Raw genomic sequence first — 24,834 nt, forward strand, 5'->3', positions numbered from 1 at the left:
TGGAAGTCCCTTAAGCAAACGTGAGTTCGATAGCTCATGTGGTGTTCGTTTAACGAGCTGAATCAAAAGACCTCTAAAAGACCATTTATAAAGTAAATCAAAAGTTAGGATGTGTTACGGCTTTAACCTAACGCACCGCTCATAACATGGTGCGTTAAGCGCGAGAGTCATGTTTTTCGTGACAAATCAGATCGAAAAATAGTTTTGCATTTTGTTTAATCGACATTCCTAAGTGTTTTTGACTCCAAATATCTCCATTAATTATCAATAGGTTAAAATTGTAAAATAACAAACTTTTTGGAAAATCAACCAATCCAAATAAAATATTTGATAATTAATGGCAATAAGTTAATATTGTTTATGGCGGGAAAAATCCAAAAATCATTTTTTCTACCTCTGTAAATCTAACCGAAGGCAGATGTTTTAATTTGTATAAATTGCTGTCTCTATTTATGTCAAGCTTATATCAAGCTATAGAAATAAAAGTATAAAAAATGTTGCCTTTAGAAAAATATTTGTTATATTAGTTTACATAAAGCAACAAACCTTAAGAATTAAGTTTGGAGTCCCAACTATGACAAATGCAAGCACAACAAAAGTAACTACTCCTGTAATTGAAGATCGCAACGCTTGGCGCTGGGGCTTTACCCCACAAGCAGAAATCTGGAACGGTCGCTTGGCAATGATTGGCTTTTTGGCAGCCGTTTTGGTTGAGCTTTTTTCTGGTCAAGGCTTTCTGCATTTTTGGGGCATCCTATAAGTTTTAATATTCAAGATGACCTATAAATAAAAAAACCTGGAGTGCTAATTCACTACCAGGTTTTTTATTTCTTTGTGATTAGTCATTCGCTTTAAACAAATGACTAATGACTAATAATTATCGAATATATTCCTTGAGAACGCTGTTGCGATTTGGATGGCGTAACTTGCGGAGTGCTTTTGCCTCAATTTGACGAATCCGTTCGCGGGTGACGTTGAAAATCTGTCCGATTTCCTCAAGGGTCTTCATCCGACCATCATCCAAGCCGTAACGCAGTCTGAGAACATCGCGTTCACGAGGACTGAGACTGTCGAGGACTTTTTCAAGGTCTTCCCGCAGAAGATTTTTGGAAACTTGGTCTTCTGGTGTCTCACCATCTGATTCAATAAAATCGCCCAATCGAGAATCTTCTTCTTTCCCAATGGGCGTTTCTAGTGAAATGGGTAACTGGGCGGATTTAGCAATAAACCGCAACTTCTCAATGGTCATTTCCATGCGAGTGGCGATTTCTTCTTCAGTGGGTTTGCGACCCATTTCTTGAGACAGCAGCTTGGTAGTTTTCTTAATCCGAGAGATGGTTTCGTAGAGGTGAACTGGAAGGCGAATAGTGCGGGATTGATCTGCGATCGCGCGGGTAATTGCTTGACGAATCCACCAGGTAGCGTATGTAGAGAATTTGTAACCTTTTTCGTGGTCAAACTTTTCAGCGGCACGAATCAAACCGAGACTGCCTTCCTGAATTAAATCTTGGAATGACAAACCACGATTCATGTATTTCTTAGCAATTGAAACCACAAGACGCAGGTTAGATTGCACCATCTTGTCTTTCGCCCTGCGACCAACATGCAAGCGATAACGAAAGGCTGGTAGTGGTAGTTGCACTGCTTCTGCCCATTCACTATCTCGAGGATCGCGATCCAACTGTTCTGAGAGTCTTTCCCGCACCCTCTCTAATTCCAGCAAATCGGCTATTTTCCGTGCCAATTCAATTTCTTCGTCTGCCCGCAACAGCCGAATTCTACCAATTTCTTGCAAGTAAAGCCGAATTGAATCTTCAGTGTAATGCTTTTTCTTGCTTTGTGTCCGACGACGCGATTTAGCGGCTTTTCCAGACTTTGCGTCGTCCTCATCAGACTGAGGCTCTAAAAATTCATCGTCACCTTCATCGATGATCAGCAAGTCCTCTTCATCGTCTATTAAGAGTTCTTCTAACTCGAGCTCAGGCTGATTCATTATTTCTAGGTCAGGCTGATAGCTTTCGAGTACGTTGTTAGCCTGGTTCATGCCGCGTTCCTCATGCTCCTTGCAGAATCAATTACTCAAGATGTGTTTACTGCTCTTTTAAACGAGCTAGTTGTCAATCGAAAATAAGCTTTTTGGCAGATTTGCCAAAAATATTTTCGGACGTTTTGCACCTCCAGTCGGAGGGTTTTTTAGTTTAAGCAACTATTAAAGGCGACTTACTCACCTTAGTAAATGTTATATGTGTTGCTATCACATACTGCTTTCAACTAACTGGTCAAAAAAAAGACTCGCCTTTATCAACAAACTTGCCAATCTATACAAACAATTTCAGACTTTTGGCAGATTTTCCTATAAAGACTCTTCCGATTGTAGCCTGTTTCACAGAAATTGCACTCTTTTTGTGTATTAATCATGAACTCCCACAGCAATTGTTAGCCACCATTACCAAAAAGACATTAAAAACGGGAATTATACCCTGAAATTTTTTCTCCACTTTTCGGAATTGCAGTGACGCTCTTATTACATTACGAAGTAAGTACGCTTGCTCTTGCCGAATTTCATGTATTTTACACAACATTAATTACTTAGAAAGAGGGCATTGTATGTTAACTCAGACGACAAGTCTTAATTTATCCATTTTTACATTTCCTTCATAAATTACGCATTCCTTAGACTAAAGCAGGTCTTGACCTTGGGTAAATACAACAAGGGTGATGGTGCTTGCCTGAAAGCAGTTAACCTTCTGCGTACTAATTACCTTAACTGAGGAGTTGAGGCTGTGGCATAATCAACCTGATAGCAGATCAATTTAGGTTTAACTAATTCGGCCTTATTCACAGGTTAGCGCACTGTGGCGATTTCAGCCCTATGAAACTTGACAAACTCTTCTTATTGTATACAAAGATATTTTAATCAATTCAAAAACGATTTGTCTGCGAACTTACCAATATAGTCCTATTTAAGACAAAAGTTCATTAGATACATACGATACAATAGTGATCGCTACCGTAGTACATGAAGATATTAACAAGTTTTCAGCCAGATGGTGTCTGCTTCCAACAGCCATCACCTCGAACAGAGAGAACCCAGAATATTGCCTGATGATTTGGTTACAAAGCTTTTTTAAGTAATAAAATTGTAAATTTAAATACTTTTGTTTCAGTAAGTTTCTGTCATCTTATTATGAGAAATCCTCAAGATATTTAATTAATTGTTGTTTGATAGATAATATTTAGTTATTTTATTAAAGCATAACAAATGTGTTTATAGCTGGTGGGCGAAATTAATTAGCCAGTTAGTGCAAAGAGTATTGTCTGACTAAATTTCCAATAAAGTTGGTAGTATTGCTAATAATAGAAATTAAATTTTTGTAAAATATTGACAATAAGCAAATTATATGATTATGAGCACTCATCTAACGCCCTTCTCACATTGCCAAAGGCTAGCACCTGCGGTAGGATGCCCGAACGCAGAATGCAAGAGCGTCTCCTATTTTGAGAAGGGCTGTAGGGAGAAGACTGCGCCCGTTCCCCTTAAAAAGGCTTGCTTTAATTCCCTCCTTTTTAAGAAGGGTTAGGGAGGATCAAGCCTTAACCCAGGCGTATTGGGATATAAAGTCTTTACCAAAAGTCTATTCCAGAAATCTTAATCAATACTTGAAAGCCACAAATTCCCGACAACTTTTACGAAGTCGAGGATCTTGTTTTTTACGAATGATTTAGGAGTACTATAGATTATACCAATTCACTAAAATAATGAAACAGATGTAAACCATGAAAGTCTTGCTGCATCTAAGTTTTTTAATTGCGAATTGCGAATTGCGAATTGTGAATTGGTATTAGATGGGGATTTAGACACTATAAAAAAAGTAATGGGTGATACGTTTTCACCCATTACCAATGTCACAAATTATTGGAGTAGTGTCAGGGAATTGATATTAGATATCTAGATCGGTGAAGTTGAGTTTAGAACCATAGGTTTCGATGAATTCTCGTCTGGGTGCGACACGATCGCCCATTAAAATTGTGAAGATGCGATCAGCTTCTGCGGCATCCTCAATTTCGACTTGCTTCATTTTGCGAGTCTCTGGGTTCATGGTGGTGTCCCAGAGTTGTTGTGGCATCATTTCACCCAAACCTTTGAAGCGTTGGATGGTATAGTTAGCGTTAGCAGGAAATTTGCTGATTGCTTGATTTTTTTCGCGATCGCTATAGCAGTACTCATGATTACGTCCCCGTTCTACTTTATACAGTGGAGGACAAGCAATATAAATAAAGCCTTGTTCGATCAGCGATCGCTGATATCGATAGAAGAATGTTAACAACAAAGTCCGGATGTGCGCTCCATCTACGTCAGCATCCGTCATGATTACTATGCGGTGATAGCGCAGTTGGGTGGAATCGAATTCATCACCTTTGACACCTAAACCGAGGGCTGTAATTAACGCTTGGACTTCGTTATTTTTATAAATTTTGGCATCGTCGGTTTTTTCAATGTTGAGAATTTTACCACGTAGAGGCAAGATAGCTTGAGTGCTGCGATCGCGTCCTTGTTTGGCACTCCCACCGGCTGAATCCCCTTCCACGATGAATATCTCAGATTCGCTGGGGTCACGAGAACTGCAATCTGCCAATTTGCCAGGTAATGGCGAAGATTCCAGTACTGATTTGCGTCGAACTAATTCCCGCGCATGACGGGCTGCTTCTGCGGCTTTGAAAGCTTGGATAGCTTTATCTAAAATTGAGTCTGCGATACTGGGATGAAATTCTAGATACTCAGTGAGGACTTCTCCCACTAAAGAATCGACTATTCCCCGAACTTCGGTATTACCAAGTTTAGTCTTGGTTTGTCCTTCAAATTCTGGGTCTGGGACTTTAACGGAAATAATCGCAGTTAGACCTTCGCGGACGTGTTCACCACTGAGATTTGGTTCATTTTCCTTAATTTTATTGCGCTTGCGGGCGATCGCATTTAATGTCCGAGTCAGAACCGCTTTCAACCCTTCTAAGTGCGTACCACCATCAACCGTGCGAATATTGTTGGCAAAACCTAGAACATTATCCGTGTAAGCATCAGTACACCATTGCAAAGAAACTTCCACTTGTACATTGTTCCGTTCCCCCTGCACATAGATAATTTCTTCATGCAGCGGCTGCTTCTCACGGTTCATGTAAGTGATATATTCTTTGATACCACCCTCGTAATTGTAGGATTCTACTTTCGGTGTATCGCTTTTTAGCAGTTCTAAACGATGGTCAGTAAAGGTAATTTTGACACCTGCATTCAGATACGCCAACTCGCGTAGGCGACCTGATAAAGTGATGTAATCAAACTCAATGCTAATTGTAAAGATTTGGGTATCTGGCTTAAAGGTGACAGAAGTTCCGGTTCTAGCTTCTTTGTAAGGCTTGACTTGCAGTTCAGTAACTGGGATACCGCGTTCATAGCGTTGGATATGAACCTTTTTATCTCGCCAAACCGTAACTTCTACAACCTCAGATAGGGCATTAACAACAGAAATACCAACCCCGTGCAATCCTCCAGAAACTTTGTAACCACCGCCGCCAAACTTACCACCAGCGTGCAGTACCGTCATCACGGTTTCCAAAGCCGATTTCCCCGTGCGCGAGTGAGTATCGATGGGAATACCGCGACCATCATCTGTTACAGTCACGGAACCATCAGCGTTGAGATCCACCTCTATATGGGTGCAATAACCCGCTAAAGCCTCATCGATTGAATTGTCCACCACCTCGTAAACTAAATGGTGGAGTCCTCGCGGCCCGGTAGTACCGATGTACATTCCTGGTCGTTTGCGGACGGCTTCCAGACCTTCCAGAACTTGAATCTGATCGGCACTGTAACTGCTCGTCATGTAAACTCTCCTGATGCGTGGGGTTGAACTCGCCAAAAGGCAAATAAAAGTCAAAACACTCCAAAATTGTAACACAAAAGCCTTGCTGGCGTCTGTAGGGCATTTTCAAGAGAAGTTTATACAGGGGTTGCACTGCCGTGGAAGAGGAAGAGGATGAGCCGGATAAGGGAGATGGGGAAGAAATGACTAAATTAATTGTGATATGTGGGGCGACGGCAACGGGTAAGTCAGGTTTGGCTTTGGCTTTGGCGATGCGGTTGGGTTCTCTAATTCTCAGTGCCGATTCTCGTCAAGTTTACCGTGAGTTTGATATTGGTACGGCTAAAGCAACGGTGGCTGAACAAAAATTAGTGCCGCACTATCTAATAGATATCTGCGATCCAACAGACATGATGACATTAGCAGACTACCAAGAGCAAACACAAGCTTTAATTGCTTCTGTTGGTGTTACACCACTTTTACTAGTTGGTGGTACTGGTTTATATATACGCTCCATTGTCCAAGGGATGAGAATTCCTAGAGTCGCACCACAAATAGAATTGCGATCGCAACTTGAATCTCTCGGTCAGCCTCAACTCTACGCAATGTTACAACAAGTTGACCCTGTTGCAGCACAAAAAATTCATGCTCATGATTCAGTGCGAACTTTAAGAGGATTAGAGGTATATTATGTTACTGGATATCCTATTTCAGAACAACAAGGGGAGAATCCACCAAATTATCCAATTTTGCAAATAGGTTTGGATTGCGATGTTGAAAAGTTGAGAAATCGGATTAAACAGCGTACCGAGCAAATGATAGCAGATGGTTTGGTCGGTGAAGTGGAGTATCTTTGTCAAAAATATGGCGCTGATTTGTCTTTGTTGAATACTTTGGGTTATCAAGAAATTAAGCAATATTTGGCTGGAGATATTTCTTTCGATGAAGCGAAAGAATTAACAATTTTGCATACACGGCAATTTGCCAAGCGACAACGCACTTGGTTTCGAGCATATTCGCAAATTGAATGGTTTGATGCAGATGATCCTGATTTATTAGAGAAGGTTTGGCATCGGATAAATGAGTTTATAAGTTGTACAAGTTCCTGAGAACTTTTTTGCTTATGTAAAGACGCAAAAAAACCTTGCGTCTTTACAGCAAGTGTCCTAAGCTTTACTTTGTCTCAATACATACCTCAAAAAATAAATGCTAGTAATGTGATCGCCTACTCTCCACCTATCCAAATTATTGCTGAAGATGAGTGCGATCGCACTTACTTTACATCAAATGCGTAGACGCAGAGCAGTTTGTCGTCAGACATCACTTTTTACTCACTCTTGACTACTATTTTTGCAACAATAGTAATTAAAGCGTTCCAAAAAAGCCAGCAATACGTCATACATCTACCTTGAACTTTAAAAAACTATGCTTATCCAAGATAAAAAGCAACTCAACTGGAAACCGATTCTCAAAGCATTCGAGGCTGTTCTTGGCAAAAATGGTGTTGTCCAACGCCGCGAGGAACTCATTACCTATGAATGCGATGGTTTAACTGGCTATCGCCAACGTCCAGCTGTGGTGGTATTACCCAGAACTACAGAACAAGTTGCCCAAGTGGTGAAGATATGCAATCAATATTCTATACCCTTCATCGCTCGCGGTTCTGGCACTGGTCTATCTGGTGGGGCTTTACCTTTAGAGAACTCTGTTTTAATTGTCACTTCTTTAATGCGGCAAATCCTCAGCATTGATTTAGAAAATCAACGGGCAATTGTGCAACCAGGGGTGATTAATAGTTGGGTAACACAAGCCGTTAGTGGTGCTGGTTTTTACTACGCTCCTGACCCATCTAGTCAAATTATCTGCTCTATTGGGGGTAACATTGCCGAAAATTCTGGTGGCGTCCATTGTCTCAAGTATGGAGTCACCACTAACCACGTTTTAGGATTAAAAATTGTTACGCCGTCAGGAGAAATTATCGATTTAGGCGGACAAATCCCAGAAATGCCTGGTTATGATTTAACAGGTGTGTTTGTTGGTTCTGAAGGTACTTTAGGAATTGCGACAGAAATTACTTTGCGAATTCTCAAAAGTGCAGAATCAATTTGTGTGTTGCTGGCAGATTTTACTAGCATTGAAGCTGCTGGAGCAACTGTTTCTGATATCATCAGCGCTGGAATTATTCCTGGTGGCATGGAAATGATGGATAACTTCAGCATCAATGCAGTTGAAGATGTTGTAGCAACTAATTGTTATCCCCGTGATGCTACTGCTATTTTAATAATAGAAATTGACGGTTTAGAAGTAGAAGTCGCAGGAAATAAGCAGCGAGTTACTGAAATTTGTAAAAAGAATGGGGCGCGTAATGTCACTTCTGCTACTGACCCAGAAACTCGATTGAAATTATGGAAAGGACGCAAAGCAGCTTTTGCTGCGGCTGGACATTTAAGTCCAGATTACTATGTACAAGACGGTGTAATTCCTCGGACTCAGTTGCCCTATGTTTTGCACGAGATTAAGACATTAAGTGAGCAATACGGTTATCGTGTTGCTAATGTATTTCATGCTGGCGATGGCAATCTTCACCCGTTAATTCTTTATGATAATTCTATACCTGGAGCATTAGAGCAAGTAGAAGAAATGGGGGGAAAAATTCTCAAACTTTGTGTCCAAGTCGGTGGTAGTATTTCTGGTGAGCATGGCATCGGTGAAGAGAAAAAGTGCTATATGCCACAGATGTTTAGCCAAGTTGATTTAGAAACTATGCAATGGGTGCGGCAAGTTTTTAATCCTAAAGGGTTAGCAAATCCTGAAAAGATATTTCCTACACCACGAACTTGTGGTGAAGCAGCAAATGCATCGGCACTCAAGCAATTTGAAGGTGTGGAAAGATTTTAATTTTCTGCAAAGGTGCATTCGTATTTACTCTCGTTCCCAGTCTCAGACTGGAAACAAGAGTTTGAGGGGTGCGCCTAACGTGGGGAAACCACGCACAGCATGGCCTGTTGTAATACCATTTCTTTGTGGGGCTGCGCCAAATTTTCTTGGCTTCTTATTTCTTTCTTTGTGTCCTTTACGTTCTTTGCTGTTCGTTCCTCATGTAGTTTGGCGCATCTTCATACAGAATTGGTATAAGTAGATAGATGTAATTAAATGTAAGATAAAACTTTTGTTCATAGTGAGCGATTTATCGCTTGGTATAAGGTTTTAAGGGGCTAGAGCCGCTTACTACGAGCTTTAATTTAATTAAGCCCTTCTACTTATTTCACAGAATTAAAAATAGCGAGAATAGTCTGCTAAGGCACATTTATTAATTTACATCATGGCGTAAAATCATCATTTGTTTACATCATCCGGAGGATTACAAGTTTATTTTGTAGTTATATATATTCCGATCGCACTAGGTCACACTTATAAATGAATCGGGTTGTTCGCCGTTATGTTTCTTACTTACTGTGTTTGGGATTAGTAGTCACTTTAACAATTTTTTCACTCTCTTCAGTCTCTTCACTCCCAGTCTATTGCCAAAAAACAAGTCCTTTAACTACAGAAATTCGCGGCGTTTGGCTCACTAATGTTGCTAGTGGTGTACTATTTGTACCTTGGGGTATTAACCGTGCTCTAAATCAATTATCGGCTCTCAACTTTAACACAATTTATCCTGTAGTTTGGAACCGAGGACATACTTTTTATAAAAGTGCTGTAGCTCAAATGACTACAGGCTCAGAGACTCAACCTTTGCTCAACTTCATGCACGCTGGACAGGATGTTTTAACAAAGATAGTCACACTTGCTAAAAATAAAAATTTGAGAGTCATCCCCTGGTTTGAATATGGGTTTATGACGCCCCATTATTCACAATTAGCAAGGCGTTATCCCGACTGGTTGACAATTGGGCAACAAGGTATAAAGTCTACCCAAGATGCCCCACCGGAAGAACTCGACAATGTTTTGGTAAGTAAGTTGGCTTGGTTGAATCCCTTACATCCACAAGTACAAGAGTTTATCCAAGGGCTAATTTTGGAAGTAGTTAAGGATTACAATGTGGATGGTATTCAGCTTGATGACCACTTTGGAATGCCAGTACAGTTTGGTTATGATCGCTTCACTATTGAACTCTACCAACAAGAGCATCAAGGCAAAAATCCCCCAACTGATCCTTTTAACTCAGAATGGATGCGTTGGCGAGCAGACAAAATTACTGATTTTATGGCAGAAATCTATCAAGCCGTGAAGGCAGTTAAGCCCAAAGTCAAAATATCTGTGTCTCCCAACTATCAAGCTTTTGCCTACAAATACTATTTGCAAGATTGGGAAAATTGGGTAAAAAAAGGTTTAGTTGATGAGTTAATTTTGCAGGTTTATCGAAATGACAAAAACTCTTTTATCGCTCAACTGGAACAACCATCTGTGAAATTGGCTCAAAGTCTAATTCCTGTAGAAATTGGTATATCAACAGGAACAGTGCGTAATCCTGTGAAAATCGCACAAGTTAGAGAACAGGTTCAAGCAGTGCGCGATCGCAATTTTGATGGCATCTCTTTTTTCTACTGGGAGAGTCTGTGGGCTTACATCGTACCGGAATCACCCCAACAGCGACGCAAAGCTTTTTTTGATATGTTTAATGCTAAAACTGTCAAACCATTAAAAATAAAGAAAGTTTGATGCCATTCGCACCGGAAAATCCTAGATTTAGCTTTACATTGCTATGGACTTTCGCTACTTTTTGCGGTTTTTTATTAAGTTTACTCTTAATTGAAGTCGGCGAGAAACCAGATATTGGAGTGGTAGAAGCAGCCATCGGTGGATTTGCAATCGCACTTCCTCAAGGTTGTCTTCTGAAAGAACCTGTATTTTGTATCAGGTGGATTTTGTCAAGTCTTTTGGGTTGGAGTATCATCACTGCTATCGGTATTGGTGCAGTGGGTTGGATAGTACCTAGCACTCAGATTTTCCCTGTGAGAATCCTGTTTGGGGCGATTTATGGGGCACTTGGCGGCTTGGGGATTGGATTGGCACAATGGTTAGCAATTCTTCAGCCTATGGCGTGGCGATGGATATTTGTCTCTTCAACAAGTTGGGCTGTTGCTGTCCCTGTGGGTTCTGCTGTCGGGATGATCTTGCGCCGCCTGACGCAGTTATTCTTGGGCGAAGTCATAGGATTAGCCATCACTTGGTTGTTGGTTGGTATCCTCACAGGAATGAATGCTCACAAATTGCGAGCGTGAGTTTTCATTTCCCTACTTCTTTCCTCAGATATACTAAACAAAAACTTATTAAGAAATATAAAAATAATTGATGTATACTGATATTTACACTTAGATATATGCAAAAATCCTAAGAAACTGTCAAAAATTAACTTCAGTAAGTTTGCCCCAACCTGCAAATGTATTTTCGCCTTCAAAAAGCAGGATTTGTTAAGCTGACTCCTATTAGCTTTCCTAGATTTCTGACAAGAAGTAAAGAAAGATCCAAATTTCGATGAGCAACAGCTGACAATACTTTGCTGTAGGCGCTAAAGTGCATCTACTACAAGCGTAACGACAAGAGAGCGCCTAGAAGAGTCAGTAATACCAGAAAGGGACTCTCGCATGAATATAAATCCAGCGGAATCAACTATAAAGTTGACAAAATTATCACCTCCTCAAATTCTCTTCGGCACCGAAGTAGATGATAAAAGTAGTAGTGAGCAGTTTCTACTGAGCATGTACGATTCTGTGCAGGCATCAATATTTGTAGTAGATGTTCTGGAGGATGGAGATTTTCGGTATGTGGCACTTAATCCCACTCATGAGCGGTGGATAGGCATTCGCTCAGATGAGCTTCGAGGCAAAAAACCAGAGGATATTCTCTCCCCCACCGATGCTGCTAAGGTGCGTCAGCATTATGCTGAATGTGTGCACTTCGGTCAAACTATTTCTTACGAACAATGTTTGCAATTCCAGGGGGTTCCTACTTGGTGGAGCACGACTCTCACCCCACTAAGGGATGCTAATAGGATTTATCGACTGATTGGTACTAGTAGCAATATCACCCCTGTTAAGCAAGCAGAACAAGCAGTCGGACTCCAAGTTGAACGGGAGCGATTGCTAGAAGCGATCGCTGGACGAATTCACCAATCTGCTGAATTAGAGACAATTCTGCATCAGACAACAATTGAACTGCGGCAGTTTTTGAATTGCGATCGCGTGTTAATTTATCGCTTCGAGGCTGATGGAAGTGGGGTAATCATTGCCGAATCAACTGTGGCTGCGAGTGATCCACTGTTGCGAAAAAAGCTCACCGATCCCTGCTTGGGTGGCAAATATCGAGAAGATTACAAGCAAGATTGCATTCAAGTTGTCGAGGATATTTATGCAGCCGGGTTGCATCCTTGCCATATAGATTTCCTGGCATCTTTGCAGATCAGAGCCAATTTAGTCGTGCCGATTTTCAAAGAGCAAGATATGTGGGGGCTGTTGATTGCCCAGCATTGCCACCAATCGCGTCAATGGCAGCAAACAGAAACTGACTTACTCAAGCAGTTGGCAACTCAAATCGGCATTGCTGCTAGGCAAGCAGAACTTCATCAGCAGATTAAGGATCTCGAAGCAAAGTTAGAGTTGCAAAAACAGAAGCACATAAATCAGTTGCAGCAGGTGCGAAACTTTGAAGCCTTGGTGCGACGCATGACAGAACAAATCCGCGACTGTCTGGATCAACCTCAGGTGTTACAGACAGTGACTCAGGAATTAGCAGAGTTACTGAACCTTGCTCGTTGCCAAATCGAACTCTATAGCAGCTGCCAAACCCTGGTAACTATTACTTACGAGCATACCATTAACCTACCCCAGTCTAAAGGATTGACCAGACAGATTGCAGACCGTCTTGAAGTTTATCAGCCGCTGTTGCAAAAACAACCATTACAATTTTTGGAAATTGTGCCGGGATGGCAACCAAACCTATTGGTTATGTCCCAGATGGCTTGTCCAATTTTCGATCCTCAAGGGATTTTGGGAAATATTTGGTTGACAAGACCGACACAAGAGGGCTTTGATAAATTTGAAATCGAGCTAGTGCAGCAGGTAGCAAATGAATGTGCGATCGCTATTCGTCAAACCCAGCTTTACGAAAAAAACCAGGCACAGGTAAAAGAATTAGAAAAAGGCGATCGGCTCAAAAACCAATTTCTCAAAAACCTGTCCCAAGAATTGCGGACACCAATAACTAGCATCAGCCTTGCAGTCCAAACCCTCGAAAGTGTCCTCACACCAGCAGAAAAATTAGAGATAGAAATAGTTCCACAACTCTTGCAGATTCTGCATAACGAGTGTGGGCGAGAAACTAAGTTAATTAATGATCTACTCACACTCACATATCTCGAAGCTGAACCTGAACCCCCAACTTTGATTGCCATTGACTTACAAAGCTGGCTTCACCCCATTGTCGAGTCTTTTCGAGACCTCACCAACTGCCAGGGGCAACAGTTAAACCTGAGTATTGATCATGCACTGCCGCCTTTAGAGACAGATATCACAGATATGGAAAGGATTATCACCGAACTACTCAACCATGTCTGCAAATATACCCCAGCAGGTGAATTTGTCACAGTTTCTGCTCACCTGACAGGGGATGCAGTAGAGCTTAATATTAGCAATTCCGGACTAGAGCTTACCAGCAATGAACTGTCACGGATTTTTGAGCCTTTCTATCACCTTTCCAAACATGATCCTTGGAAACATAGCGGCACTGGACTGGAATTGGCATTAGTGCAGAAAATGGTCAGACATTTAGGCGGCTCAATTTATGTAGAGAGTGGAGCCGGTCAAACCACCTTCACCATCAAATTCCCCCTTTAATTCGTTTTTTGAGCGTGCTACTAGCTAAATTGTCAGAAGTCTGCTATGATAGTTATTCGTGCGGGTGACTAGCTCAACGGTAGAGCAGTAGACTCTTAATCTATTGGTTGCGGGTTCAAATCCCTCGTCACCCATCCTTTCCAGCTATCCAAATTTTATCTCAGTTTTCTCTCAAAGGATAAACCCAATTTACCCTATGAGACAGAATGATATAAATCAACTAAAGTTAGAAATTGATTCCACTCCATTTTAGAATTACTACTTGCAATGTTCAATTTCTTTAGTAATTCGTAAGCTAAAAAAAATTAAAAAAATATAAGCAAGGAATACAGATGAATGCCTACACATAATAATAAAGAGCATCTTCTTCAAGAGGGTAAAGAACATACCATTCTTTTACGGTCAAAGCATTTAGGCGATGTCGTAGAAATACATATAGACAAAGAAAAGAAATGCTTTTATGGCGTTAAAGAAGATGGCAATATAGTGGAATATTACCCAAAATCATTTTCAGATTTCAAATGTGCTGTGGTACTTTATAAAATTCATTATTCGTTTGAAGAGAATACATGGGTCATGGGATATACGCTAAAAAAAACAAATGAAGATAAGTGGATGCTAGGTTTTGCAACAGCTAGAGAAGCTTGGTTATATAGAGAAGCATTAATTTCTGCTAGTATCGCTAAAAGATAAATAATGGCTATCAGCACTTACACTATAAATGAAAGCCTACAAAAATTTTGCTGGAAATAAAGCAAGTAGTGAAATAACTTTTAGACACTTTGAAAGCTGCGAAATTAGTTTTAGGGTGTTAAATTAGCGAAAACATCAGCAAACTAGAGCAGGTGTAGAAGTAACTATTAAAGACATTTTAGGTAAACTTCCAGCAAGTTACTCAGCAGAAGTTTATGATAAAAAATGCTTAGTGTTGCCCGAACACCCGATGAATCAGGCTAACAGGTCAATGATTCTCCTACCAATGAACCGAATCATTGTGAGTTAGAAATAGGCGAGTGAACTGACTCCACTGAGGAAGCACCGAAACGATAGCCTTTGCCGTAGACTGTGTGAATCAGCGCAGTTTCTCTACCTACCTCAATCTTACGGCGTAGCAAACGAATTAATGCCGCGATCGCATTACTACTGGGTTGTTCTTCTTGCCACAAATTTTGCATAATCTGGGCATGAGTCATTAGTTGTCCAGTGTTTTCCATAAAGTATTGCAACAACTGGCTTTCTTTTTGTGATAGCTCAATTATTCTTCCTTGGCGATAGGCTACTTGATTTTCACAATCGAGTTCTAAATCAGCTACGGTTAGGCGTTCAGTGGTGGTTTCATAGGTTTGGGAACCGGAACGACGCAATAAAGCACGGACTCTAGCTAGTAACTCCCGCAGTTCAAAAGGTTTAACCAAATAGTCATCAGCACCAGCATCTAAACCTTGTACGCGGTCATCTAGAGTATCTTTGGCTGTGAGAAACAGCACGGGAGTGGTTTTGCCCTGGCGTCGCAATTCCTGACAAATCTCTAACCCCGTTTTTCCTGGCAGCATCCAATCTAAAATTAGTAGGTCATAACTGGCTACTTGTGCATGTTCGCTGCCACTTGTGCCATCGTAAGCGGCATCCACAATGTAACCCTCGCGAGTTAACAAGCGACTCAAGGGTTGAGTTAGTTCAACTTCATCATCAACTAATAAAATTCTCATGCTGCTTGTGGTAAGCATATAGAGATATTCTCAATATTATTCAACTGCCAAGACACCAAGGATACCAATAAAAAAAATGCTGACTGTTGCATTGCCAAAAGGGGAACTACTTAAAAATAGCATCCGCCTGCTACAATCTGTAGGATTAGATTTTAGTGCTTTTTTAGATTCAGGAAATCGCCAACTTCAAATTCTTGACACTAAGGGACTTGCGAAAGGTTTGCTGGTGCGAGCGCACGACGTGCCTGTTTATGTGGAATATGGTCAAGCACAACTGGGTATTGTTGGTTACGATGTGCTGCAAGAGAAGCAGCCACAAGTTGCTCACTTGGTAGATTTGCAGTTTGGGCATTGTCGGATGTCGGTGGCGGTAAAAGCATCTAGTTCTTATCGATCGCCTTTAGATTTACTACCGCATGGTAGAGTTGCTTCTAAGTATGTGAATTGCGCTCGTGAATATTTCCACAGTCTGGATTTACCTGTGGAAATAGTGCCGTTGTATGGTTCAGTGGAATTAGGCCCGATTACCGGAATGTCAGAAGCGATCGTGGATTTGGTTTCCACAGGGCGGACTTTGCGCGAAAATGGTTTGATTGAAATTGCTACTCTGTATGAAAGCACGGCGCGATTAATTGCCCATCCTCTGAGTTACCGCCTGAACACAGGTAATTTGAGTGATGTAATTGCCAAGCTGCGGTCAACCGTTTTGCTAGGGGTTTAATAGTAGCCCTTTTAAGGTGAGCATATATACTTTCAAGGTTTTTATGGCATTTCAGGCATCGGTTGGAATTGAATAAAGAATTTATCTATTAAACTCCAAATTTTGGGATTGTAAATTAAGCCATGCCTGAGCCAAAATACCAAAATTAGGTTCAAATACCATTTATTTGATAGTACAAACGTTCACCTTAAAAGAGCTAGTCTTAATACAGTTTTTGTGAATTGGTATTAGATTAAAGTTTAATGCCAATTTTTTTGCAACTTCCTAAAGCTTGCCGATACAAGTCTAAGGATGTGGGATTTTGATTATAGGTAGCGTAGATTGCTCCAATGTTTTTCAAGGTTATGCATTCACTCGCAACGGAGCCGGTTTGTCGGTGAATCATTAAAGCTTGACCAAAAAACTCTAAAGCTTTTTTGTATTGACGCTGTTTATAGTAAACTGACCCAATACTATTGAGGGCTGTACCTTCTCCTGATTTGTTGCCAATTTGTTTGCTAATTGCTAAGGCTTGTCCAAAGAACTCTAAAGCTTTGGGATACTGACTCTGGCTGTAGTAAAATGCTCCCATATTATTAAGGGTTGTACGTTCTCCTGATTTGTTGCCGATTTGTTTGTTAATTGCTAAGGCTTGCTCAATAACCTCTAAGGCTTTAGGGTACTGCTTCTGTCCATAATAAACTGATCCAATACCGTTGAGAATAGAGGCTTTTTCTGCCTTAGTGCCGATTTGTTGGTAAATCGCTAACGCTTGTTGGTAAAACTCTAAAGCTTTAGGGTACTGACGCTGGCCGTTGTAAAATGCCCCCATCTTCGCAAGAGTTGTACCTTCTTCTGCTTTGCTACCAATTTGTTTATTAATTGCTAAAGCTTGCTGGTAAAACTCTAAAGCTTTGGGGTACTGACCTTGAATGGAGTAAACAGCCGCAATACTATTGAGAGTCGAACTTTCCTCCGCTTTGCTGCCGATTTGTTGGTAAATGGCTAAGGCTTGCTGGTATAATATTAAGGTTTTGGCATACTGACGCTGGCTAGAGTAAACTGACCCAATACCCATAAGGTTTGCACTTTCCCCTTTCTTGTCACCGATTTGTTTAGCAATATTATTTGCTTGCTGGTAAAATTCTAAGGCCATAGCATACTGACCGAGGTTGTTATAAACTGCCCCAATACCATTGATGGCCTGATCTTCCCCCTTATTGTTGCCGATTTGTTTAGCAATGCCATTTGCTTGCTGGTAAAACTCTAAAGCTTTGTCGTACTGATTCTGGCTGGAGTAAAACTCTCCAATACCATTGAGAGCTTGACTTTCCTCTTTCTTGTCGCCTATTTGTTTGGCTATAGCATTTGCTTGCTGGTAAAACTCTAAAGCTTTGGCATACTGACTCTGGCTAGAGTAAACTTCTCCAATACCATTAAGCGTTTGAATTTCCTCTTTTTTGTCGCCGATTTGTTTGGCTATAGCATTTGCTTGCTCGAAAAACTCTAAAGCTTTGGCATATTGACTCTGGCTAGAGTAAACTTTTCCAATACCATTGAGGGTCTTACTTTCCTCTTTCTTGTCACCGATTTGTTTGGCAATGCCATTTGCTTGTTGGTAGAACTCTAGAGCTTTGGGGTACTGATTGATGTTCTTGTAAACTGACCCAATGCCTCTAAGTGTTGCACCTTCCCCTTGTTTGTCGCTGATTTGTTTGGTAATGTCTAAGGCTTGCTGGTAGAACTCTAAGGCTTTGGGATACTGACCGATATCGTTATAAACTTCCCCAATGTTATTAAAGGTCTTTGCTTGGTGGGAGCGATGCTCCTTTGGAGCCGCTTCGCTAACGCCTATTTCTTGATAAATAACTAAAACCCGTTGAAATGTCTCTAATGCTTCTGTTAACTGACCTTGATTATACTGTTGTTCGCCTACTTGGTACAGACGCAACGCCTCGTCTGTGCGTTTTTGATCTGTTTGCGTCTGTGCCGATGCACTTAATATTCCTGAATTAATTACAAAGAATGGTAAGGTCAAAGTTAGAGAAACTAACACACTCGCACTCAGCAAGCTCTGGCGATGAAGTTTGTTTTGCAGCCAAGTCCCGAAAAAATAATCCATTGAAATACTCCTTGCTCATTTAAAGCAGAGATGTTTTCCTTTAGTTATATATCACTCTTTTTCTTGCAAAATTACGCAGATGTTGAACCTCAACAATAATGTGAATGTAGTATTTTAAACAGACTTTCCTGAAAAGCCAGAGGCGGAGAAAAAAGTAACAATTATTAAAAAAGGTTAAGCTATTCTTGAGATAGCCACGCTGCTAACTGAATATTATATTTAGACTTATTAATAAAAGTTAATGAAAGCTGGACACATTGATACGGAAGTGGCGAGGTTAGAAGCGCTCCGCCAGTATCAAATTCTTGACACCGAACCCGAAGAAGCCTACGACAATCTTGCTCAGTTAGCGGCATTTATTTGTGGCACTCCCATATCCTTGATAAATTTCATTGATGAAAACCGTCAATGGTTTAAGGCAAAAGTCGGTTTAGATGTATCAGAAATGCCCCGGAGTGTTGGGTTCTCTTACCTTTGCCAAAAGCAACGTAAGGTTGTAGTGGTTTTGGATACCTTAGCTGATGAAAAATTGGCCAATAATCCGGTAGTAATTGGCTATCCCTATGTGCGGTTTTATGCAGGTGTACCCCTAATTACCCCGAGGGGAGATATGCTGGGAACTCTGTGTGTAATTGACCAAGTTCCACGGCAATTGAGCCAAAAACAAGTGGAGGCGCTTGTAGCTCTGAGTCGCCTGGTAATCGACCAACTAGAACTCAGGTATCATGTAGCAGAAGTATCTCAAATTACTGAGAAACTATTGGTGCAAGAGCAAGCAACCCACGCCCAATCTGAAGCCGCCAGAACCCGGATGACTAATCTGCTCGAAAGCATCACTGATGGTTTTTTTGCGCTGGATAAACAGTGGCAATTCACCTACATTAATGGTCAAGCAGAACGCCTCTTGCAAAAAACCCAATATGAGTTTTTGGGTAAAAACATCTGGGAGGTGTTTCCAGAAATCATCGGCACAACATTTGATCGTGAGTATCACAGGGCAATCTTAGAACAGGTGAGTGTGGAATTTGAGGAGTTTTATCCGCCACAGAAGTGCTGGCTTCAAGTCCACGCCTATCCTGCAAAAGACGGCTTGTCTGTTTATTTCCAAGACATTACTGAACGACGGAAAACAGCAGAAGCACTACGAGAGAGTGAAGAACGCTGGCAATTAGCATTAGATGGTAATAATGATGGCATTTGGGACTGGAACCTTAAGACTAATGAAGTGTTCTTCTCAACTCGGTGGAAGGAAATGCTCGGCTATAAAGACCACGACGTTTCCAACGCTTGGGATGAATGGAGAAAACGAATCCATCCCGATGAGCGAGATTCGGTACTTCAAGCTTTCCAAGACCACTTTGCTAAGAAAACACCAACACCGTTTTATGTCTATGAATATCGAGTCCAATGTCAAGACGGCAGCTATAAATGGATTCTAGATCGAGGACAGGCCCATTGGAACGCATCAGGTGATGTGGTACGGATGGTTGGTTCTTATACTGATATTACAGATCGCAAACAAATAGAAGAGGAATTAAAGCGGCAGAATCTGCGATCGCAACTATTTGCTGAAATCACCCTGAAAATTCGAGAATCTTTACAAATAGACGAAATTCTCCAAACCACGGTTACTGAGGTACAAAAATTATTAAAAGCTGACCGAGTTTTTATTTTTCAACTGTGGCCTGATGGTTCGGGAACAGTAGTGCAAGAGGCGGTGTTGCCTGGTTGGCCGGTAATTCTAGGAAAAAATCTGCTCGATACTTGCTTTAAAGAAGAATACCAAGAAAAATATCGCCAGGGAAGAATCAGTGCCATTGAAGACATTGAAGCTGCTCATATCCAACCCTGCCATCGAGAATTTCTTCAGCAGTTTGCCGTCAAAGCTAACCTCGTAGTACCGATTCTCGTGAGACAAGATATTTGGGGCTTGTTAGTAGCTCATCAGTGTGCCGCACCTCGACAGTGGAATAACTTTGAGACGGAGTTGTTACAGCAACTGGCTAACCAAATTGGAATTGCTTTATCTCAAGCGCAACTATTACAACAAGAAACCCACCAAAGTCAAGAACTGACACGTTCCAATGCGGATTTAGAACAGTTTGCCTATGTGGCTTCCCATGACTTGCAAGAGCCGTTGCGGATGGTAACGAGTTATTTACAACTACTGGAGCAAAGATACAAAAATAAACTGGATGCGAATGCTGATCAGTTTATCACCTACGCAGTAGATGGGGCGCGCCGGATGCAGACGCTAATCAACGATTTGTTGAACTATTCTCGCGTCAGCAGGCGAGGACAGCCTTTTATACCAGTTGATTGTAATGTTGTCTTAGAGAGGGCGATCGCTAATCTTCAACTGGCGATCACAGATACTAAAGCAGTTGTCACTCATGATCCTCTACCTAAAGTGATGGCTGATGCTACCCAACTGACACAAGTATTTCAAAACTTGATCGCCAACGCGATCAAATTTTGCCAGAATCAGCAGCCACAAATTCACATCGGAGTAGAGAAAAGAGATGCAAATCCAGATGGGGAAGATTTGAATTCTATCCCGTCGGCAGATGAATGGCTGTTCTGGGTGCGTGATAATGCAATTGGTTTTGAATCCCAATATGCTGAACGTATATTTATAATTTTTCAGCGCTTGCAGGCTAGAGACAAGTATCCCGGTACTGGAATTGGCCTGGCGATTTGTAAAAAAATTATAGAACGCCACAGCGGTCGTATTTGGGTTGAGTCGAAACCGGGTCAGGGCTCAACTTTCTACTTCACAATTCCAGATAGAGATATTAAGCAATCATAAGCACCATAAGAGGGATTATGCCTATTCAGGTTTTGTTAGTAGAGGACAATCCTGGCGATGTCCAACTCACACGCATCGCCCTGGAAGATAGCAAAATCCCGATCCACTTGAATGTGGTAGAAGATGGTGTCGAGGCAATGGCATTTTTGCGAAAACAAGAAAAATATGTTAAAGCAGCTCATCCAGATATTGTGTTGCTCGATTTCAACCTCCCTAGAAAAGATGGGCGGGAGGTATTAGCAGAAATTAAAGCAGATGAAAACCTCAAACGAATTCCTGTAGTAGTTTTGACGACTTCCCAATCTCAAGAAGACATCCTCAAAGCTTATAATTTATCTGCAAACTGTTACATAACTAAACCAGTAGATTTCGATCAATTCGTTAAAATTGTGCAATCAATAGAAAATTTTTGGTTTGCGATTGTAAAACTGCCACCGGAGTAATGAAAATGGCAGGTACAAATATTAAAGTTTTATTAGTAGAAGATAACCCTGGCGATATCTTTTTATTACAGGAGTTTTTAAAGGAAGTTACCACAGTTGTAGTTGATTTGATGCCTGTTGTGCGGCTTTCGGAAGCACTCAACTACCTAGCAAAGGAAATTTTTGATGTAATTCTGTTAGACCTATCGCTGCCAGATGGCCAGGGATTGGAAACCTTTGTGATCACTCACAATCACGCAAAAGCAACTCCGATAATTGTCCTCACGGGTATAGACGATGAAACCCTGGCAATTAGGGCAATGCAGCAAGGAGCGCAGGATTATTTGGTGAAAGGGCAAGTAACTGGCGACTTGCTAGTGCGCTCAATGCGTTATGCGATCGAACGTCAACGGGCAGACAACGCACTGCGACAGAGTGAGGAACGATTTCGGGTTGCCCTGAAAAACTCTCCAATCTTTGTCTACAACCAAGATATGGAGTTACGGTACACCTGGGTTTACAATCCCTCCGATGGATTGACGGTTGAGGAAATGTTGGGCAAACAAGACTTGGATATCATCCCAGCCGAAGATGCTCAACGTCTGATCACAATTAAACGTGAAGTGTTAACCACTGGCATAGGAACGCGAGAGGAAGTATCAATTACAATTAAAAATACAACTCGATATTACGACTTAACTGTCGAGCCATTGCGAAATGAGTCGCAAGAAGTTGTCGGGGTGACTTGCGCCAGTATCGATATTAGCGAACGACAAGCTGCATTGCGCGATCGCAAATTGGCAGAAGAAAAAATCCGCGAACAAGCAGCATTACTAGATGTCACCACAGATGCCATTTGCGTGCGAGATTTAAACAATCAAATTATCTTCTGGAACAAAGGTGCAGAAACACTTTTCGGCTGGCAAGCTACAGAGGCTCGGGGCAAAAATGCTAGTGAGCTTTTGTTTGACGAACCTTCACCAGAAATCGAAGCAGCTGTGTTGCAAGTTATTAGTAAAGGTAAGTGGCAGGGCGAGTTAACTAAACTTACTAAAATGGGCAAAGAAATCCTTGTTGCTAGTCGCTGGAGTCTGGTGTGTGATGAACAAGGGAAACCTAAATCAATTCTCACCGTTGACACAGATATTACCGAGAAAAAACTCCTAGAAGCCCAATTGTTTCGCGCTCAACGCCTGGAAAGTATTGGCACTCTAGCTAGTGGCATTGCTCACGACCTCAACAATATCCTGACACCGATTCTGGCAGGAGCGCAACTGTTACCACTCAAATTTCCCAATATAGATGAACGCACCCGCCATCTACTGGAGATTTTGGAAATCAACGCTAAACGCGGCGCTGATTTAGTCAAGCAAGTGCTGTCCTTTGCGCGGGGTGTAGAAGGGAAGCATATCACTTTGCAACTCAGGCATTTGATAGTGGAAGTTGCCAAAATTCTCAAAGAGACATTTCCCAAATCCATAGAAGTCAGCACTGATGTACCGCAAGATTTGTGGATGGTTTCTGGAGATAGCACTCAACTGCATCAAGTGCTGATGAACCTCTGCGTTAACGCCCGCGATGCTATGCCTAATAGCGGTATTTTGAGTATCTCTGCCGAGAATCTGTTGATTGACGAAAATTATGCCCGCATGAACCTGGAAGCCAAAGAGGGCCCATACACAGTGATTACTGTCTTTGATACTGGAGTTGGGATTTCTAGAGAAATCTTAGATAGAATTTTCGAGCCATTCTTTACTACAAAAGATGTCGGACAAGGCACAGGGTTAGGACTTTCCACCGTACTTGGAATCATTAAAAGTCACGGAGGTTTTGTGAACGTGTATAGCGAACCGGGAAATGGCACTAGCTTTAAGGTTTACTTGCCAGCAGTGGAGGGAATGGAAACACTCAGCCTTGAAGAATTGCCACCACAGACAGGACATGGAGAATTGATTTTGGTTGTGGATGATGAAGTTGCCATTCAAGAGATTACCAGAACATCACTGGAAGCTCACAACTACAAAACCCTAATTGCCAGTGATGGCATGGAGGCGATCGCGCTATACGCTCAAAATAGGGACAAAATTAGTGCCGTACTGATGGATATTATGCTACCCTCGCTGGATGGTTTAACTGCCATCCGTACCCTGCTAAAAATCAACCCCCAAGTCAGAATTATTGCCAGCAGTGGACTTACGTCTGACAATAAGCTCAGTGCAGTAGCTGCTATTGGTGTCAATACATTTTTGTCGAAGCCCTATACTGTCAATGAATTATTGTTTTCTTTACAGAAAGTACTATCGTGAGTCAAGTAATTACGTAAGTAAGCTGATAGCTCGGAGTACAAAAGGCTGCTTTATTGATGTGAGTACGAATTACCTGAATTTGATATGATTGAGCATTGGCTAACACACTTCTCTAACCGATACTCACAGCTTGGCTAAATCAATATGCCTCGGTTTCTTAAGTTAATCATCAATATAGTAATCTTGGGTACATTGTTACTCATCTCTGTGCAAGTTTGGGCGCAAGATTGGCGTCCGGTTCGCGGTGGTATCCCTTTTGGTATTGGTGGTATAGCTTTGATACAGCAGCAAAGCAATACTCTCGATTTTCTGATTGTCCATGACAACAAACAAAAAAACCAAGGTCGTTTAGCAATCATCAGCATTAAGGGTAAGAACCAACCGGAATATTTCCCATTGAACTGGCCAAGTAACATAGAATTGCCCATCGACTTAGAAGCTTTAACATCTGTTCCAGAGAAAACAAAATCTTCTTTTATCGCTATAAGCAGTTCTGGAAAAGCTTATTACATCAGGTTAGAGCCTGCCAAGAAAACCATCTTGGTTCTTAAGGAATTCAATTTACCAGGAATTATTCAAGGAAATAATTTTGAAGCATTTGGATTACAAAATCTAGACGGTAAATTAGTTGCTATTTGGGGACATCGCGGTGAAGGAGAACAACCAGCAACTATTTTTTGGGGAGTTTTTGACTTAGCTAAATATCAAATTACTCTCACAGGTTCTGCCAATCTGAAAGTACCCTTTCCATCTGGAAATGTTCGCCATATTTCAGATATAAAGGTAGACCCCGTAGGAATTGTGTACATCACCTCAGCAAGTGATGCTGGAGATGATGGCCCATTTCAGTCAGCCGTGTATATCGCTGGTTACCTGGGATTGCGTGATCAAAAAATTACATGGCGGCAAAATCCTCAACTTGTTCCCTTCTACCGCTCTTATTACCACAAAATTGAAGGTATAGAACTTGTTCCTGGTGCAGAAGGCGGTGTAGTGGTTGGTACAGATGATGAGAATTTGGGTTCCTATGTATACATTGTGGGTGGAACTAGCTGAACAGTATGTCCTTT

At 41.4% G+C, this 24,834-nt stretch carries 16 protein-coding genes and 1 tRNA gene; 13 read left to right on the top strand and 4 right to left on the bottom strand.

Annotation, left to right across the window (positions count from 1 at the left end; translation table 11 throughout):
- The first annotated feature begins 574 nt into the window (after positions 1-574).
- A complete protein-coding gene (locus V7K40_RS13900; protein WP_104904897.1) occupies positions 575-760 on the top strand; it encodes a chlorophyll a/b-binding protein in 186 nt (61 codons plus the stop codon).
- Between the two features lie 117 nt (positions 761-877).
- Here V7K40_RS13900 and rpoD read toward each other — a convergent pair whose 3' ends face one another.
- The gene (gene rpoD, locus V7K40_RS13905) at positions 878-2,044 is read right to left on the bottom strand and encodes an RNA polymerase sigma factor RpoD (RefSeq protein ID WP_273766849.1); all 1,167 of its coding nucleotides are present in this window, start codon (positions 2,042-2,044) and stop codon (positions 878-880) included.
- A gap of 1,897 nt (positions 2,045-3,941) precedes the next feature.
- Positions 3,942-5,879: a DNA topoisomerase (ATP-hydrolyzing) subunit B gene (gene gyrB, locus V7K40_RS13910; protein ID WP_334960459.1), complete on the bottom strand. Its 1,938-nt coding sequence runs from the start codon at positions 5,877-5,879 to the stop codon at positions 3,942-3,944.
- 182 nt (positions 5,880-6,061) lie between these two features.
- Here gyrB and miaA point away from each other — a divergent pair, with 182 nt between their 5' ends.
- From miaA to V7K40_RS13945, 7 genes are all read left to right on the top strand, one after another.
- Positions 6,062-6,967 carry a tRNA (adenosine(37)-N6)-dimethylallyltransferase MiaA gene (gene miaA / locus V7K40_RS13915; RefSeq protein WP_334960622.1) on the top strand — a complete coding sequence of 302 codons (906 nt, stop codon included), beginning with the start codon at positions 6,062-6,064 and terminating at the stop codon, positions 6,965-6,967.
- 316 nt (positions 6,968-7,283) lie between these two features.
- The gene (glcD, locus tag V7K40_RS13920; RefSeq protein WP_334960460.1) at positions 7,284-8,756 is read left to right on the top strand and encodes a glycolate oxidase subunit GlcD; all 1,473 of its coding nucleotides are present in this window, start codon (positions 7,284-7,286) and stop codon (positions 8,754-8,756) included.
- Between the two features lie 519 nt (positions 8,757-9,275).
- Positions 9,276-10,523, top strand: a complete 1,248-nt coding sequence (locus V7K40_RS13925) for a glycoside hydrolase family 10 protein (protein ID WP_334960462.1) — start codon at positions 9,276-9,278, stop codon at positions 10,521-10,523.
- Positions 10,523-11,086 (top strand): hypothetical protein, encoded by a 564-nt coding sequence (locus V7K40_RS13930; protein WP_334960464.1) that lies wholly within the window; start codon positions 10,523-10,525, stop codon positions 11,084-11,086. The genes V7K40_RS13925 and V7K40_RS13930 overlap by 1 nt, the downstream gene beginning before the upstream one ends.
- Before the next feature lie 363 nt (positions 11,087-11,449).
- Entirely contained in the window at positions 11,450-13,696 is a 2,247-nt protein-coding gene (locus tag V7K40_RS13935) for a GAF domain-containing protein (protein ID WP_334960466.1), read from the top strand.
- 62 nt (positions 13,697-13,758) lie between these two features.
- Positions 13,759-13,830 (top strand) — tRNA-Lys (locus tag V7K40_RS13940).
- Positions 13,831-14,032: 202 nt separating this feature from the next.
- Positions 14,033-14,389, top strand: coding sequence for a hypothetical protein (locus V7K40_RS13945; protein WP_334960468.1), 357 nt, complete (start codon positions 14,033-14,035; stop codon positions 14,387-14,389).
- Positions 14,390-14,685: 296 nt separating this feature from the next.
- Here the strand turns inward: V7K40_RS13945 and rppA are convergent, their stop codons facing one another.
- The gene (gene rppA / locus V7K40_RS13950; protein ID WP_334960624.1) at positions 14,686-15,405 is read right to left on the bottom strand and encodes a two-component system response regulator RppA; all 720 of its coding nucleotides are present in this window, start codon (positions 15,403-15,405) and stop codon (positions 14,686-14,688) included.
- A 76-nt stretch (positions 15,406-15,481) separates the two neighbouring features.
- Here rppA and hisG point away from each other — a divergent pair, with 76 nt between their 5' ends.
- Positions 15,482-16,126 (top strand): ATP phosphoribosyltransferase, encoded by a 645-nt coding sequence (gene hisG, locus V7K40_RS13955; protein WP_334960471.1) that lies wholly within the window; start codon positions 15,482-15,484, stop codon positions 16,124-16,126.
- A gap of 232 nt (positions 16,127-16,358) precedes the next feature.
- Here hisG and V7K40_RS13960 read toward each other — a convergent pair whose 3' ends face one another.
- A complete protein-coding gene (locus V7K40_RS13960; protein WP_334960473.1) occupies positions 16,359-18,227 on the bottom strand; it encodes a tetratricopeptide repeat protein in 1,869 nt (622 codons plus the stop codon).
- A gap of 241 nt (positions 18,228-18,468) precedes the next feature.
- On the opposite strand from V7K40_RS13960, the gene V7K40_RS13965 reads away from it, so the two are divergent.
- The 4 genes from V7K40_RS13965 to V7K40_RS13980 all read left to right on the top strand — a co-directional run bounded on the left by V7K40_RS13965 (position 18,469) and on the right by V7K40_RS13980 (position 24,820).
- Positions 18,469-21,036, top strand: coding sequence for a GAF domain-containing protein (locus V7K40_RS13965; protein WP_334960474.1), 2,568 nt, complete (start codon positions 18,469-18,471; stop codon positions 21,034-21,036).
- A gap of 17 nt (positions 21,037-21,053) precedes the next feature.
- Complete coding sequence (locus tag V7K40_RS13970; protein WP_334960476.1) at positions 21,054-21,479, top strand: response regulator; 426 nt, start codon at positions 21,054-21,056, stop codon at positions 21,477-21,479.
- A 5-nt stretch (positions 21,480-21,484) separates the two neighbouring features.
- Complete coding sequence (locus tag V7K40_RS13975; RefSeq protein ID WP_334960478.1) at positions 21,485-23,764, top strand: response regulator; 2,280 nt, start codon at positions 21,485-21,487, stop codon at positions 23,762-23,764.
- Between the two features lie 144 nt (positions 23,765-23,908).
- The gene (locus tag V7K40_RS13980) at positions 23,909-24,820 is read left to right on the top strand and encodes a hypothetical protein (RefSeq protein WP_334960480.1); all 912 of its coding nucleotides are present in this window, start codon (positions 23,909-23,911) and stop codon (positions 24,818-24,820) included.
- Positions 24,821-24,834: the final 14 nt, after the last annotated feature.

The organism is Nostoc sp., from assembly GCF_036917195.1.
Classification (GTDB): Bacteria; Cyanobacteriota; Cyanobacteriia; order Cyanobacteriales; family Nostocaceae; genus Nostoc.

What these genes read in the sequence shown, in the direction of transcription:
- V7K40_RS13900 (WP_104904897.1), top strand. Translation starts at nt 575, where the DNA reads ATGACAAATGCAAGCACAACAAAAGTAACTACTCCTGTAATTGAAGAT.
- rpoD (WP_273766849.1), bottom strand. Translation starts at nt 2,044, where the DNA reads ATGAACCAGGCTAACAACGTACTCGAAAGCTATCAGCCTGACCTAGAA.
- gyrB (WP_334960459.1), bottom strand. Translation starts at nt 5,879, where the DNA reads ATGACGAGCAGTTACAGTGCCGATCAGATTCAAGTTCTGGAAGGTCTG.
- miaA (WP_334960622.1), top strand. Translation starts at nt 6,062, where the DNA reads ATGACTAAATTAATTGTGATATGTGGGGCGACGGCAACGGGTAAGTCA.
- glcD (WP_334960460.1), top strand. Translation starts at nt 7,284, where the DNA reads ATGCTTATCCAAGATAAAAAGCAACTCAACTGGAAACCGATTCTCAAA.
- V7K40_RS13925 (WP_334960462.1), top strand. Translation starts at nt 9,276, where the DNA reads ATGAATCGGGTTGTTCGCCGTTATGTTTCTTACTTACTGTGTTTGGGA.
- V7K40_RS13930 (WP_334960464.1), top strand. Translation starts at nt 10,523, where the DNA reads ATGCCATTCGCACCGGAAAATCCTAGATTTAGCTTTACATTGCTATGG.
- V7K40_RS13935 (WP_334960466.1), top strand. Translation starts at nt 11,450, where the DNA reads ATGAATATAAATCCAGCGGAATCAACTATAAAGTTGACAAAATTATCA.
- V7K40_RS13945 (WP_334960468.1), top strand. Translation starts at nt 14,033, where the DNA reads ATGCCTACACATAATAATAAAGAGCATCTTCTTCAAGAGGGTAAAGAA.
- rppA (WP_334960624.1), bottom strand. Translation starts at nt 15,405, where the DNA reads ATGAGAATTTTATTAGTTGATGATGAAGTTGAACTAACTCAACCCTTG.
- hisG (WP_334960471.1), top strand. Translation starts at nt 15,482, where the DNA reads ATGCTGACTGTTGCATTGCCAAAAGGGGAACTACTTAAAAATAGCATC.
- V7K40_RS13960 (WP_334960473.1), bottom strand. Translation starts at nt 18,227, where the DNA reads ATGGATTATTTTTTCGGGACTTGGCTGCAAAACAAACTTCATCGCCAG.
- V7K40_RS13965 (WP_334960474.1), top strand. Translation starts at nt 18,469, where the DNA reads ATGAAAGCTGGACACATTGATACGGAAGTGGCGAGGTTAGAAGCGCTC.
- V7K40_RS13970 (WP_334960476.1), top strand. Translation starts at nt 21,054, where the DNA reads ATGCCTATTCAGGTTTTGTTAGTAGAGGACAATCCTGGCGATGTCCAA.
- V7K40_RS13975 (WP_334960478.1), top strand. Translation starts at nt 21,485, where the DNA reads ATGGCAGGTACAAATATTAAAGTTTTATTAGTAGAAGATAACCCTGGC.
- V7K40_RS13980 (WP_334960480.1), top strand. Translation starts at nt 23,909, where the DNA reads ATGCCTCGGTTTCTTAAGTTAATCATCAATATAGTAATCTTGGGTACA.